General features: G+C 71.1%; 12 protein-coding genes. 11 read left to right on the plus strand and 1 reads right to left on the minus strand.

Going from position 1 to position 14401, the window contains the following annotated elements; all coding sequences use genetic code 11:
- Positions 1-7 precede the first annotated feature (7 nt).
- From ACF08W_RS03950 to ACF08W_RS03975, 6 genes are all read left to right on the plus strand, one after another.
- The gene (locus ACF08W_RS03950; protein WP_392278311.1) at positions 8-943 is read left to right on the plus strand and encodes an ABC transporter permease; all 936 of its coding nucleotides are present in this window, start codon (positions 8-10) and stop codon (positions 941-943) included.
- Complete coding sequence (locus ACF08W_RS03955) at positions 940-1797, plus strand: ABC transporter permease (RefSeq protein ID WP_352279075.1); 858 nt, start codon at positions 940-942, stop codon at positions 1795-1797. Before ACF08W_RS03950 ends, ACF08W_RS03955 begins: the two co-directional genes overlap by 4 nt.
- A complete protein-coding gene (locus ACF08W_RS03960) occupies positions 1790-3676 on the plus strand; it encodes a dipeptide ABC transporter ATP-binding protein (RefSeq protein WP_392278312.1) in 1887 nt (628 codons plus the stop codon). The genes ACF08W_RS03955 and ACF08W_RS03960 overlap by 8 nt, the downstream gene beginning before the upstream one ends.
- A 9-nt stretch (positions 3677-3685) precedes the next feature.
- Complete coding sequence (locus ACF08W_RS03965; RefSeq protein ID WP_385215919.1) at positions 3686-3982, plus strand: DUF6059 family protein; 297 nt, start codon at positions 3686-3688, stop codon at positions 3980-3982.
- A gap of 116 nt (positions 3983-4098) precedes the next feature.
- The gene (locus ACF08W_RS03970) at positions 4099-4572 is read left to right on the plus strand and encodes a nuclear transport factor 2 family protein (protein WP_352279070.1); all 474 of its coding nucleotides are present in this window, start codon (positions 4099-4101) and stop codon (positions 4570-4572) included.
- A 185-nt stretch (positions 4573-4757) separates the two neighbouring features.
- Positions 4758-5792, plus strand: coding sequence for an LLM class flavin-dependent oxidoreductase (locus ACF08W_RS03975; RefSeq protein WP_385215915.1), 1035 nt, complete (start codon positions 4758-4760; stop codon positions 5790-5792).
- A gap of 170 nt (positions 5793-5962) precedes the next feature.
- On the opposite strand, the gene ACF08W_RS03980 is transcribed toward ACF08W_RS03975, so the two are convergent.
- A complete protein-coding gene (locus ACF08W_RS03980; protein WP_352279067.1) occupies positions 5963-6562 on the minus strand; it encodes a helix-turn-helix domain-containing protein in 600 nt (199 codons plus the stop codon).
- A gap of 229 nt (positions 6563-6791) precedes the next feature.
- Between ACF08W_RS03980 and ACF08W_RS03985 the strand changes: the two genes are divergently transcribed.
- From ACF08W_RS03985 to ACF08W_RS04005, 5 genes are all read left to right on the plus strand, one after another.
- Positions 6792-8285, plus strand: a complete 1494-nt coding sequence (locus ACF08W_RS03985; RefSeq protein ID WP_352279065.1) for an MFS transporter — start codon at positions 6792-6794, stop codon at positions 8283-8285.
- A gap of 119 nt (positions 8286-8404) precedes the next feature.
- Positions 8405-9607, plus strand: a complete 1203-nt coding sequence (locus tag ACF08W_RS03990; RefSeq protein WP_392278313.1) for an acyltransferase family protein — start codon at positions 8405-8407, stop codon at positions 9605-9607.
- An 81-nt stretch (positions 9608-9688) separates the two neighbouring features.
- Complete coding sequence (locus tag ACF08W_RS03995) at positions 9689-10924, plus strand: cytochrome P450 (RefSeq protein ID WP_392278314.1); 1236 nt, start codon at positions 9689-9691, stop codon at positions 10922-10924.
- Between the two features lie 76 nt (positions 10925-11000).
- Entirely contained in the window at positions 11001-12506 is a 1506-nt protein-coding gene (locus ACF08W_RS04000; protein WP_392278315.1) for an FAD-dependent monooxygenase, read from the plus strand.
- Positions 12507-12572: 66 nt separating this feature from the next.
- Positions 12573-14401 (plus strand): type I polyketide synthase (locus tag ACF08W_RS04005; RefSeq protein WP_392278316.1); only part of this gene is annotated, 1829 nt, incomplete at its 3' end.

Consider the following 14401-nt stretch of genomic DNA (forward strand, 5'->3'; position numbering starts at 1 on the left):
GGCGCGGATGAGCGGACCCGCACGCTGGCTCGTGCGGCGGCTGGCACTGTCCGTGCTGGTCGTGTTCGGCGCCTCCACGCTCGCCTTCTTCGCACTGCACCTCGTGCCCGGCGATCCGGTCCGCACCATGCTGGGACCGACGATGTCCAGCCCGGAACTGGTCTCCCAGGTCCGCCACGAGCTCGGCTTCGACCAGCCCCTGGCGGTCCAGTACGGGATGTTCCTGGGCCGGCTGCTCCAGGGCGACCTGGGCACCTCCTACCAACACCAGAGCTCGGTATGGGAGTTGCTGACGAGCCAGCTCGGCCCCACCGTCGAACTCGCGCTGGCGGGATTCGGCATCGCGTTCGTCGCGGCGCTGGTGCTGGCCGTCGCCACGGCGGGCCGCCGCCCCGCCGTACGCCGGCTGTCCTCGCTGCTGGAACTGGCCGCCACCTCCAGCCCAAGCTTCTGGGTCGGCGTCCTGCTGCTGAGCCTGTTCTCCTTCCGGCTGCGGATCTTCCCGATCGCCGGCGAGGGGGGACCGGGAGCGCTGGTGCTGCCCGCGGTCACGCTGGCCCTCGGCATGGTGGGCGTCTTCGCCCAGGTCATGCGCGACGGCATGGAACGAGCCCTGGAGGAACCCTTCGTGCTCAGCGCACGTGCCCGCGGCACCGGCGAGACCCGCATCCGCGTCCGGCACGCCCTTCGGCACACGATGGTGCAGATGGTGACCCTCGCGGGCTGGTCCGTGGGGTCCTTGCTCACGGGCGCGGTGATCATCGAGACCGTCTTCAGCCGCCAGGGCGTCGGCCGGATCCTGGCCACCGCCATCGAGAACCGGGACCTGCCCGTGGTGACCGGAGCCGTGGTGGTCTCCGCACTGGTCTTCGCACTGATCAACCTGGCCGTCGACGCCCTCTACCGCGTCCTCGACCCGCGCGTGAGGGAGGTGACGGCATGACCGCCGTACAGCGGGCAGCCGCACTGCCCCGGCCGCGAATCCGCCGGATCCGGCCGGGCACCGTCCTCGCCTCGGCCGTTCTCGTCCTCCTGGTCGTCGCCGTGTTCGTACCCGGCCTGCTCACGGGCTACGACCCCGAGGCGGTCGACCCGGCGAACGCCCTCGCGCCGATCAGCGGCGACCACCTCTTCGGCACCGACCAGCTCGGCCGCGACGTCTTCAGCCGGGTGGTGTACGGAGCGGGCCCCTCGCTCTCCATCGGGATCGGCGCCACGGTGTTCGCGGTGGTGGCCGGAGCACTGCTCGGGGTCCTCGCCGCGATCGGCGGCCGGGTCGTCGACGAGTGCGTCATGCGGGTGACCGACGTCCTCATCGCCTTCCCCGGACTGCTGCTCGCGCTGCTGATGGTGGCGGTGCTGGGCCCCAGCTCCTTCAACGCCACGCTGGCGATCGGCTGTTCGGTGCTGCCGGGCTACGTCCGGCTCGCCCGCGGGCAGGCGCTGGTGGTGCGCCGCTCCGACTTCGTGCGCGCCGCCGTGACGCTGGGCCGCCCCGGCTGGGACATCGGACTGCGGCACCTGCTGCCCAACGCACTGCCACCGCTGATGGTGCTGTCCCTGGTCAACGTCGGCACCGCCATCGTCGCCGGCTCCTCGCTCAGCTTCCTGGGCATGGGGCCCAAACCGCCGGCGCCGGAGTGGGGCGTGATGCTCTCGGAGGGCCGGGACTTCGTGGACAGCGCCTGGTTCGCGGCGTTCTTCCCCGGCGCGGCGCTGGCCGTCTCGGTGATGGCCCTCAACGTCGTCGGCCGCCGACTGCAACACCGCTTCGAGGGGAGAATCACCGATGTCTAGCCAGAGCGACCGGCCGACGACGGGCCGGGATTCCGGCGCGCTGCTCACCGTCGAGGGGCTGCGGGTGTCGTTCGCGGCCCGGGGCGGCCGCACGGACGCGGTGCGCGGCATCGACTTCACCCTGCACGCCGGGCAGTGCCTGGCGATCGTCGGCGAATCGGGATCCGGCAAGAGCGTCACGGCCCGCACCCTGGTCGGACTGACCGGACCCGGTTCCCACGTACGGGCGGACCGCCTGGAGCTGGCCCGACCCGAGGCGGGCGCCGCGCCGTGGGACATCACCGCCCTGTCCGCGCGTGACTGGCGCGCGGTGCGCGGTCGCGCGATCGGGCTGGTGCTCCAGGACGCCCTGGTCTCGCTCGACCCGCTGCGGCGGGTCGGCGCGGAGGTCGGCGAGGCGCTGGGGAACCATACCGCCCTGCGGGGTGCCGCCCGTAGCCAGGAGGTGGCCCGGCTGCTCACACGGGCCGGTGTGCCCGAGCCCGAACTGCGCGCCCGGCAGTATCCGCACGAACTCTCGGGCGGTCTGCGGCAGCGCGCCCTGATCGCCTCCGCGATGGCCGCCGCGCCGGCCGTGCTGGTGGCCGACGAGCCGACCACGGCACTGGACGTGACGGTGCAGGCCAGGATCCTGGAGCTGCTCGCCGAGCAGAAGGCGGCGGGTACGGGCGTGCTGCTGATCAGCCACGACCTCGCGGTGGTGGCGAAACTGGCCGACCGGATCGCCGTCATGTACCGGGGGGTCTTCGTCGAGGAGGGCCCGGTCGAAGAAGTGCTCGGGGCACCGGCCCATCCGTACACCGGGCAGCTGCTGGCCTCGGTGCCCGCCCGGCGCCCCAAGGGCGCACGGCTGTCGGCGCTCCGGACCAACACGTCGGCCGACGGGTCGGTACGGGCCGACGGCTGCCGCTACGCCGCGGGGTGCCCGCTGGTCACCGACGAGTGCCGGGAGACCGAGCCGTCCCTGCGCCCGGCCGGAACCGGACGGCTCGCACGGTGTCTGCACCTCGGCCGCGTGCACCCGGTGCCGGAGGACGCCCAGGTGCCGCCCCTCCGGGCCGTCGCCCCGGCCACGGAGCGGAAGCCGGTCCTGGAGATCGACGGAGTCACCAAGCGGTACCGCGGACCAGGCCGGACGGTGCGGACCGCGGTGCGGGACGTCTCGTTCGTCCTGCACGAGGGCGAGTCCCTGGGCGTCCTGGGGGAGTCGGGGTCGGGCAAGTCGACGCTCGCGCAGCTGGCCATGGGGCTGTTGGAGCCGGACGCCGGAACCGTACGGCTGCTGGGGCGGCCGTGGTCGGGGCGGCCCGAGTCCGAGCGCCGGGCGCTGCGCCACCGCATCCAGCTCGTCCAGCAGGATCCGCTGAGCTCGTTCGACCCCCGCCACACCGTCGAGCGGATCCTCGGGGAGGCCCTGGGCGCCCCGGGGCGCAGGTCGGCGCGGGCGAGCCGGAACCGTGCCGCCGAACTGCTCGACCGGGTCGGCCTGGACACGGGGCTGCTCGGCCGGCGCCCCCGGCAGTTGTCCGGCGGCCAGCGCCAGCGGGTCGCGATAGCCCGCGCGCTGGCACCGAAGCCCGAAGTCATCGTCTGCGACGAGCCGGTCTCGGCCCTCGACGTGTCGGTACAGGCGCAGATCCTCGATCTCTTCAACGGTCTGCGAGCCGATCTCGGTGTCTCGCTGGTGTTCATCTCCCATGACCTCGGGGTGATCTACCACACCAGCGACCGGGTGATCGTCACCCGGGCGGGCCGGGTGGTGGAGCACGGGGACGTCGAGGCGGTGTTCCGCGCGCCCCAGGATCCGTACACCAAGGAGCTGCTGTCGGCACTGCCCCGGGCCAGTACCCCGTTCGACACGGGCCGGGCGCGGGCGTAGGGGGAACCGATGAGCAACTCCGGCCGTCTGCGTGCCTGGTGGGACTCCTTCACGGCGGCGACGGGCCGCGGGCTGATCGGCCTCGGCGGCTACTGGTGGACGGGTCTCGGCCTGCCTCCGCTGGAAGGCTGTCCGGGTACGTGCCCCGTGCCGGGGTGCGGGGCCCCCGACTGCCCCGGCGATGCCGGGCGCGAACCGGTGCCGCGGCTGGAACGGCCGCCGGACGGGCACCCCGAGCGCCTCTGCGCCGACCAGCCGCTGACGGCGGACGAGCTGGTGTTGTGGAAAGGGATTCTGGGCAAATGACCGATCATTTCTGCCCTTTGGCCACGCGGCGGCCGCAGATGCGAAAGAAATGACGCACGGCGTCCCACTGCCACGCCGTCAGCCCGTCAGTTCATGATTTCTCCAGGAGGATCCCCTTGTCGAAGATATCCGCGGCCGATGTCGTCGAGATCCATCAGGTGCTGGGCCTGTTCACCCATGTGATGGACAACATGGAGCTGGACGCGTTGCATCTGGTGGTCACCGAGGACGTGGTCATCGACCCCGTGGGGGAGGGCGAGTCCGACCCCGAGCCCATCCATGGCCGGGAGACCTTCCGTGGTCTGGTGGCACTGCGGACCGGAGCGGCTGCCGACCACCACACGCTCGATCCGGTCGTGCTGGTCGACGACGACGGCACGGTACGGGCGCGCAGCCGCTTCCTGGCGGTGGGACCCGACGGCTCGGTGAGCAACGGCGAGTACCGCGATGTGCTGCGCCGCACCCCTGAGGGCTGGCGGATCAGCTACCGCCGGGCCTTCCACCGAAAGCCGCTGGTCATTGCCCCGTCGGCGGGGCTCCCCAGCGGTGCGTGGGGGGCGCACGGCGGGAACGTCCCCACGCTTTCGTGATGGCGTGGCGTCGCCACCATTGTCAAGCGGAGGATGCCTCCGTATAGTCCTTCGCGAAGGCTCGAAGTCGCGTTCCCCGGTTGTTGGGACGAGTTTCTCCTGTTGCCCGTTGCATGCCATCACCCGGGCAGACGCGCGCCCTGCCGAGCACCCTGACCGTATGCCGTACCGACGGAGAAACTGATATGAGCGAATCGCGGCGAATACCGCTGTCCGTGCTCGACACCGCCCCGGTGTTCGAAGGGGCCACTCCTACGCAGGCCCTGCGCGGCTCCCTCGCCCTCGCCCCGGAGGTGGAGCGTCTGGGCTACACGCGGTACTGGTTCGCCGAGCATCACAACACTCCCAGCCTGGCCACCTCTTCGCCGGCCGTTCTCATAGGCCGCGTCGCGAGCCTGACCAGCACGATGCGCGTCGGCTCCGGCGGTGTCATGCTTCCCAACCACCCGCCGCTGGTGGTGGCCGAACAGTTCGGCACCCTGGAGGCCATGCATCCGGGGCGGATCGACCTCGGCATCGGGCGGGCGCCGGGTACCGACCCGGTCACCGCCAGGGCGCTGCGCAGGGACGCGGCCTTCGACTTCCCCCAGCAGATAGCCGAGCTGGTCGAGTACTTCACCAACTCCGGCTCCGGCCGTCCCGCCTCCGGCATCGCGGCGATCCCCGCCCAGGAGAACCAGCCGCCCCTCTGGATGCTCGGCTCCAGTCCCAACAGCGCGCGATTCGCCGGCGTGCTGGGACTCCCGTTCGCTTTCGCCTTCCACTTCAGCCCGCATGCGGCCGAGGCCGCGCTCGCCGCCTACCGCGACGCCTTCCGTCCCTCGGTGCATGTCGACCGTCCGCACGCGATCCTCGCGGGATTCGGGATCGTGGCGGAGAGCGACGAGGAGGCCGAGTGGCTGTCCGGGCCGGTGAAGCTGTTCACGGCGCGCGGCCGGCTGAACCCCCGCGGACTCTTTCCGCGCCCGGAGGAGGCGGCCGCGTACACCTACTCCGGTGAGGAGCGCGCGCTGATCCGGGAGTTGTTCGGCCCGCAGCTGATCGGCTCGCCGGAGACCGTGCGCAAACAGGCCGTCGAACTGCTGGCCCGCACCGGTGCCGACGAGTTGATGATCGCGACCTCGGTCCACGATCACACCGCGCGGGTGCGCTCCTACGAGTTGCTCGCCGAGGCGCTGGCCCCGGAGGGCATCGGCGGCGGTCTGCGGACCGACATCTAGGGCGTGCTCCGGAAGTAGCGTCGTCCGCCCCGGGCGGACGGGACTTCGGATCCGCTCGTCCATGGCATCGGCGAACAGGCCGTGTGCCGTCCCTGAACGCCAGGGCCCCTGCCCGTCTCCCCCGTCGGGCAGGGGCCCTGTGCTGTGTGCGGGCCCGGGCCCTCCGGTGTTCAGGGCGTGCGCAGCCCCTCCATGGTCAGGGTGAGCAGCCGTGCGGCCAGCGGTCCGCTCTCACTTCTGGACGTGCTGGTCTCCTCCGCGGCCCAGGCCACGGAGTTGGCCAGTGTGTAGAGGTCGGCCGCCGAGACGTCCGGCCGGATCCGGCCCGCCCGCTGTGCGCGCTGGAGGAGTTCGGCCCCCGCGGTGAGTACCGCGCCGCAGGACGGGGAGAGCGGTGATTCCTCGTCGCGTACACCGAGGAGGAGCGCCGCCGCCAGTCCCCGGTATCGCGTCGCGTGCAGGGCCACCGACCGGAGCCAGTCCAGCAGTGCGTCGGCGGGGGCGGGGTGATCCAGCAGTACGACCGCCTCGCTGTGCAGCGCTTCGAGGCGATCGTGCAGGACGGCCTGGAGCAGCGCCTGCCGGGTGGGGAAGTGGCGGTAGAGGGTGCCGATGCCGACACCGGCCCGGCGGGCGATCTCTTCCAGCGGGGCGTCGGTGCCGTATTCGGCGAAGGCGTCCCTGGCCGTGGCCAGCAGTCGTTCGCCGTTCCGGCGGGCGTCGGCCCGCTGGGGGCGGGGCGGGGTGTCCGGTGCGGGGGAAGGGGTCATCGGAACTCTCCTGAGCCTGTTGCGAATCGGAGGCTGCCTCCGTATGCTACCTAACCGGAGGGTTCCTCAGATTACTGCGCAGTGTCCAGGCCCTCCATCCGCATCGCGTTCTTACAGGTCTGCTCCGCGGCGCGGCGTCGCGGAGCTGCCGATGACGTCAGTGCCGGGCGCACCCCCCGCGCCGCACTTCCCGCTTCCCCGTTACGTGTTGTTCGTTGGAGGTAATTCGATGTCGACCAGCCCGACATCCAAGGTGTCCCCGGCCGCCGGTGGCTCACCACAAGTCAAGCAGCGCACCGGCCTCGTGCTCGCTGTCATCGTCATCTCGCAGCTGATGATCATCCTCGACACCACCGTGGTGACCATCGCGCTGCCGGATATCACGGAGAGCCTGCACCTCTCCGCCACCAGCGGCTCCTGGCTCATCAACGCCTACACCCTCGCCTTCGGCGGACTCCTGCTCCTCGGCGGCCGGGCCGGCGACATCCTGGGCCGAAGGCAGGTCTTCATCGCGGGCATCGCCATCTTCACCGCCGCCTCACTGCTCGGCGGCTTCGCCCAGAACGCGGGCTGGCTGCTGGCCTGCCGCGCACTGCAGGGCCTCGGCTCGGCCCTGGCATCGCCCACCGCGCTCGCGCTGATCGCCACCAACTTCGAGGAAGGCACGCCGCGCAACCGCGCCTTCGGCCTCTACGCCGCGGTCTCCGGCGCCGGCACGGCCATCGGCCTGATCCTGGGCGGTGTGCTCACCGAACTCGTCTCCTGGCGCTGGGTGTTGTTCATCAACGTCCCCATCGGCGTGCTGGTGCTGCTCGGCGCCGTGTCCATCCGCAACTCCGAGCGTATCGCCGGCCGCTTCGACCTGGGTGGAGCACTCGCCTCCACCGCTGGTGTCACCGCTCTGGTCTACGGGTTCATCCGCATCTCCGAGGAGGGCTGGGGCGACGGAATGGGGCTCGGCGCCATCGCGCTGGGTGTCGTGCTCCTCGCGGTCTTCGTCGCCATCGAGCAGAAGGCCCGCCAGCCGATCACACCGCTGCGGCTGTTCGCCAACCGCAACCGCGCCAGCTCGTACCTGATCATGCTGCTGCTGGTGGCCAGCATGCTCGGCATGTGGTTCTTCCTGACCCAGTTCCTCCAGGAGGTCCTCGGCTTCAGCCCGATCAAGGCCGGCTTCGCCTTCCTCCCGCTGACCGCCGCGATCCTGGGCTTCACCCAGGCCTCCACCAAGCTGATCGCCCGCTACACCCCCAAGGCGCTGATCGCCACCGGCGCGGCCATCATGCTCGTCGGCATGGGCTGGTTCACCCGGATCTCCGACGACAGCACCTACCTCTCCGGCGTACTCGGCCCGATGCTGCTCCTCGGCATCGGACTCGGTCTGCTCTTCGTCCCCGCGACCGCCACGGCCATGTCCGCCGTCGCCCCCGAGGACAACGGCGCTGCCTCCGGCCTGGTCAACGTCATGCAGCAGATCGGCGGCTCGCTGGGCCTGGCGATCCTCGTCACCGTCTTCGGTACCGCCACCCGCAACTCCGCCGAACATGTCCCGGCGGGCTCCACCCCGGAGGAGGCGAAGAAGTTCGTGCTCTCCGACGCCATCTCCACGGCCTTCACCGCCGGCGTCATCTTCAGCGCCGCCGTCCTCCTCGTGGCCCTGTTCGCCATCAGCAACAAGAACCAGCAGGCCGCTCACGAGGAGGCGGCGGGCGCCCCCGCCTGATCCACCCGCTTCCCCCGTGCGCAAGACCGGCTTTGGCGTGAGCGAAGGCCGGACTTAGCCCGCCCCTCCACTGTGGGTGCCGACAGCAGACCGGCAGCGACAGGGAGGGGCGGAGCAGCATGTCTGTGCAGCAATCCACCGAACGGGACGTCGAGAGGCCGGCCGGACCGGCCCCCGGCAGCCGGCTTCCCTCCCTGACCGGCCTCCGCTTCGTCGCCGCGGCCCTGGTCTTCCTCCACCACGCCATCTACACCAACGTCTTCGCCGACCCCGACGTGGTGCGCGTGTTCCACGATCTGTTCATCAACACCGGACAGATGGGCGTGGCCTTCTTCTTCGTCCTCAGCGGATTCGTCCTGACCTTCGCCGTGCGGCCCGGCGACACCACGCGCCGCTTCCTGCGCCGCCGCCTGGTGAAGATCTACCCCAACCACGTCGTCACGTTCCTGCTCGCCGCCGTCCTCATCATCCCGGCGCTGCACTGGACCGAAGTGGTTCCCAACCTGCTGCTCGTGCAGACCTGGTGGCCGCGGTACGAGAACCTCTTCAGCGGCAACCCGCTCAGCTGGTCGCTCGCGTGCGAGGTCTTCTTCTACCTCGCCTTCCCGCTGCTGCTGCGCGCAATCCGGCGGATCCGTCCCGAACGGCTGTGGTGGTGGGCCATCGGCACGATGGCGGCCATCGTCGGCGTCACCCTGATCGTTTCCGTCGCGGTACCCGCCACGCCCGCCATGCCCGACGGCCAGCCCGTGGGACTGGTCCAGTTCTGGCTGATCTACACCTTCCCGCCGGTGCGCGCCCTGGACTTCCTGCTGGGCATGCTGCTCGCCCGGATCGTGCTGACCGGCCGGTGGATCCGGCTCGGAACGGCCCCCGCCACCTTGCTGGTACTCGTCGCCTACCTCGCCGGCATGCGACTGCCGTACATCTACGGCCTCAACGCGCTGACCATCGTCCCACTGGCGTTCCTGGTCGCCGCGGCGGCCACCGCCGACCGGGAAGGCCGCACCGGTCTGCTGGGCAGCCGCCCGGCCGTCTGGCTCGGCGAGATCTCCTACGCCTTCTACCTGCTGCACGGCATGCTGCTGATCTGGGGCCGACAGCGATTGGGCACCGGGAACGTCTACGGTCTGCCCGCCGGCATCGGACTGCTGCTGCTCGCCCTCGTAGTGACCGTGCTGGCCGCAGCGGCCCTGCACGCGTTCGTCGAGCGTCCCATGATGCGGCGCTTCAGCTCCCCGCGCCGCGCCCCCGCACCGGAGCCCACCGAGCCCGTCGAGCCCACCGAGCCAGGCTTTAGGGCGCGCCAAGAAGTCCCTTAGCGCCCGTGAAGACGGTGCTTAGCCGCACCGCACAGGGTGGAAGCAAGCGGATGAACGGCACGTAGAACACAGGGAGTTGATATGCCGGAAGCGGTGCAGAAGGACGAGGCGGCGGCCCAGGCGCCGAAGGAGCTGGAAGAGCGGATCCGTCGTTGGAGCGTCTTCCAGCCGTGGCTCCAGGAGGACCCCATCCCCTTCTGGAAGGAGCTGCGCGAGCACGGGCCGATCGTACGGTCCGAGGAGTTCGGCGGCTTCTGGATCTTCACTCGCCTGGAAGACATCGAGTGGGCCGCCCACCACCCCGACATCTTCTCCAGCAACGAGCCGACCATCCCCTACCGCACGATGTTCCGGCACAAGCGCATCCCCATCGAGCTCGACGGGGTCGAACACACCGAATGGCGCCGCACCCTCGACGCCGTCTTCAGTACCTCCTTCGTCGACCACTTCACCCCGCAGATCGCCGAGGCTGCCGCCGGTCTGGTCGACGCGATCGTGGCCCGGGGCCGCACCGAACTGATCGACGAGTACGCCTTCAAGCTCCCCGCCGAATCCTTCCTGATCACCTTCGGCGTGGGCCGCGAGAAGCTGCCCGAACTGCTGGAGCGCCGCGACTGGGTGCAGCGCAACTGGCTCAACGCCACATCGGACGAGGAACTGTTCGACGCCGCCGCCCCGCTGCACGACTTCATCCGCGCCTCCGTCGAGCGCCGCCGCGCCGAGGGCACCGCCGGCCGCCATGACGTCATCAGCCGGCTTCTGGAGTCCACCCACGACGGCCGCACCCCCACCGACGACGAACTCGTCAACGCACTCGTCGACTCCATGATGGCCAGCCTCGACATCACCAACGCCATGCTGGGTCTCGCCTTCCTCCAGCTCGCCGAACGCCCCGAGCTCCAGGCGCGCGTCGCGGGCGCCACCCCCGACAAGCTCCCCGCCATCGTCGGAGAACTGGCCCGCCACGAACCCGTCATGTCCACCGCCCGTGTCCTGACCCAGGACATCGAGCGGCACGGCATCACCCTCCACAAGGGCGAGCGGGTCTTCCTCTCCTGGGGCATGGCCGGCCTGGACCCCGAGGTCTTCGAGAACCCCGACGAGATCGACTTCGACCGCCCCCAGGAGCGCGTTCCCTCCTTCGGCATCGGCGCCCACCGGTGCCTGGGTGAGAACCTGGCCCGGCGGATCTTCGCCGTCGCACTGCGCGAATGGCACGCCAGGATCCCCGAGTACCACGTCACCGAAGGCACCTCGCCCACCCACTTCTACAGCGGGCTGCGCCGCCTCGGCAGCCTTGACATCAGCTTCGGCTGACGGCCCCGACCGGGCCCCGACAACCCCGCCGCGCCGCCCAGGGCCGGACCTGATGCGAACCACCGAGGAGTAATCAATGAGCAGCCCTGTCCTGATCGCCGGCGGCGGTCCCACCGGCCTGATGCTCGCCGGTGAGCTGGCGCTGGCCGGCGTGCGGAGCGTGGTCCTGGAGAAGCTGGCCACACCCCCGCAGGAGTCGCGCGGCATGACCCTGCACGCGCGCGCCATCGAGACGCTCCAGCAGCGCGGCCTGTGGGACCGCTTCCCCAAGGAAGACATCCCCGAATGGCACCGCGTCCACTTCTCCCTCTTCTGGCTCGACCTGGACGACCTCGGGGAGCACGAGTACACCCTGCTGCTGCCGCAGTGGCGCACCGAACGCTTCCTGGAACAGCGCGCCCTCGAACTGGGCGTCGACATCCGCCGCGGCCACGAGGTGCTCGGCTTCGAGCAGGACGCGGACGGCGTCACCGTACGCGTGGCCACCGCCTCCGGCGAAGAGGAACTGCGCGGCAGCTACCTCGTGGGCTGCGACGGCGGCGGCAGCACCGTACGCAAACTGGCCGGCATCGACTTCCCGGCCAGCGGACACACCTACTACGGCGTCGTCGGCGATGTCGAGATCCCCGATGGCGGCGGCGACCACGTCGCCCCCGGCCTCTACCCGGCCGGAACCTTCGGCATCACCGTCACCTCGCCCGGCCAACACCGCCTGACCGCGATCGAGTTCGACGGAAACCCGCCGCCCAGGGGAACACCGGTCACCCTCGACGAACTGCGGGGCGCCATCCGGCGGGTCATCGACGACGAACCGAAGATCGACAAGGTGCACTGGCTCTCCCGCTTCGTCAACACCACCCGCCTCGCCGCGCGGTACCGCGCCGGCCGGGTCTTCCTCGCCGGCGACTCCGCCCATGTGCACTTCCCCGCGACCGGCCAGGGCCTCAACGTGGGCATGCAGGACGCCATGAACCTCGGCTGGAAACTCGCCGCCGAGATCAACGGCTGGGCCCCCGACGGCCTGCTCGACACCTACCACAGCGAACGGCACCCCGTCGGCCGCGAGGTCTGTATGAACACCCAGGCCCAGATGGCCCTGATGCACCCGCTCGACCGCATCGGCCCGCTGCGTGAACTCTTCGGCGAGCTCGTGCAGTTCGACGAGGTCAAGCGCCACCTCGTCAACATGGTCACCGGCCTCAGCAGCCGCTACGCCATGGACTACACCGACCGGCCGGGCGACGGACCCGAGGCCCATCCACTGCTCGGTCGCCGCGTCCCCGACGCCCCGCTGGAGACCGCGGGCGACGGCCCGGCCACCGTGTCGCAGACACAACACGCCGGCCGTCCCGTGGTGCTCGACCTCAGCGGCGGCACGGCGGAACTCGGCGATCTCAGCGCCTGGGCCGACCGCGTCGAGGTGGTGACCGCCGCCCCCGCACCCGCGATCGAGGCCGCGGTCCTGGTCATCCGCCCCGATGGCCATGTCGCCTGGGCCGACCGCACCGGCTCCGACACCGCGGGCCTGCACCTGGCGCTGGGCGCCTGGTTCGGGTCGGCCACCGCCGCCCGCGGCCGGTAACACCTTCCGGCCCCACGCCCGATCACGTCCCCCGTACCACGTGAACTTGAAGCGGATGGATGCCCCATGGCGAACGAGGACAAGCTTCGCGACTACCTGAAGCGCGTCACAGCCGACCTCGCGCAGACCCGCAAGCGCCTGCGCGAGGTCGAGTCGGAACGAGCGGAACCCCTTGCCATCATCGGCATGGCCTGCCGCTACCCCGGCGGAATCGCCTCGCCGGAGGACCTCTGGCACCTGGTGGCATCCGGGGGCGACGCGATCGGCGACTTCCCGGAGGACCGGGGCTGGGACCTGGACCGGCTCTACGACCCGGACCCGGCCCACACCGGCACCTCGTACGCCCGGGAAGGCGGCTTCCTCTACGACGCCGCCGACTTCGACCCCGAGTTCTTCGGCCTCAGCCCCCGCGAGGCGCTGGCCACCGACCCGCAGCAGCGACTGCTCCTGGAAGCCTCCTGGGAGGCCGTGGAGCGGGCCGGTATCGACCCGGCCACCCTGCGCGGCAGCCGGACCGGTGTGTTCGCCGGTGTCATGTACAACGACTACGCCTCGCGGATCCAGGAGATGCCGCCAGGTCTGGAGGGCTACCTCGGCAACGGCAGCGCCGGCAGCATTGCCTCGGGCCGGGTGGCCTACGTCCTGGGCTTCGAGGGGCCGGCCGTGTCCGTCGACACGGCCTGCTCTTCCTCCCTGGTCTCCCTGCACCTGGCCGGCCAGGCCCTGCGCAACGGGGAGTGCGACCTCGCGCTGGCGGGCGGCGTCACCGTCATGTCCACCCCTTCGACCTTCATCGAGTTCAGCCGCCAGCGCGGCCTGGCCCCCGACGGACGCTGCAAGCCGTTCGCGGCGGGCGCCGACGGCACGGGCTGGGGCGAGGGCGTCGGCCTGCTGCTCGTCGAGCGGCTCTCGGACGCCCGTCGCCACGGCCACGAGATCCTCGCCGTCGTCCGCGGCTCGGCCACCAACCAGGACGGCACCAGCAGCCAGCTCACAGCCCCCAACGGTCCGTCGCAGCAGCGGGTGATCCGGCAGGCCCTGGCGAGTGCCCGGCTGACGGCCGCCGATGTGGATGTGGTGGAGGCGCATGGGACGGGTACGCGGTTGGGTGATCCGATCGAGGCGCAGGCGTTGCTGGCGACGTACGGGCAGGGCCGTGCGCCGGGGAGGCCGTTGTGGCTGGGGTCGGTGAAGTCGAACATCGGTCACACCCAGGCCGCGGCGGGTGTGGCCGGCGTGATCAAGATGGTGCAGGCGATGCGGCACGGGGTGCTGCCGGAGACGCTGCATGTGGATGAGCCGTCGCCGCACGTGGACTGGTCGGCGGGGGCCGTCGAGCTGCTGACGGAGGCGCGGGAGTGGCCCGAGGCGGAGGACCGTCCGCGCCGGGCTGCCGTCTCGTCCTTCGGTATCAGCGGGACCAACGCCCACGTCATCCTCGAACAGGCGCCGGCCGAGGAAGCACCGGACGAGGAGGCGCCGGCCGAAGAGCCGCCGGCCGTCGGTGACGGCTCCGCAGCGCTGCCTGTCGGAGGCGTGGTGCCGTGGGTCCTGTCGGCCAGGAACGGCGCCGCCCTGGCCGGCCAGGCCCAGCGGCTCCACCGGCACCTGACCGGTTCCACGGCCCGGCCGATCGACGTCGCGCACTCGCTGCTTGCCACCCGCACACTCTTCGCCGAACGCGCCGTGGTCCTCGGCACCACCCCGACCGAGTTGCTCGACGGACTGGCCGAGGTCGCCGCCGGCGAGCGGAGCCGGAGCCGCTCGGTGGTACGGGGAGCCATCGGATCGGGTGGTATGGCGTTCTTGTTCGCTGGTCAGGGGAGTCAGCGGGTGGGGATGGGGCGTGGGTTGTATGCGTCGTTCCCGGTGTTCGCGGAGGCGTTCGACGCGGT

Source organism: Streptomyces sp. NPDC015144, from assembly GCF_043079735.1.
In the GTDB taxonomy this organism is placed as follows: Bacteria; Actinomycetota; Actinomycetes; order Streptomycetales; family Streptomycetaceae; genus Streptomyces.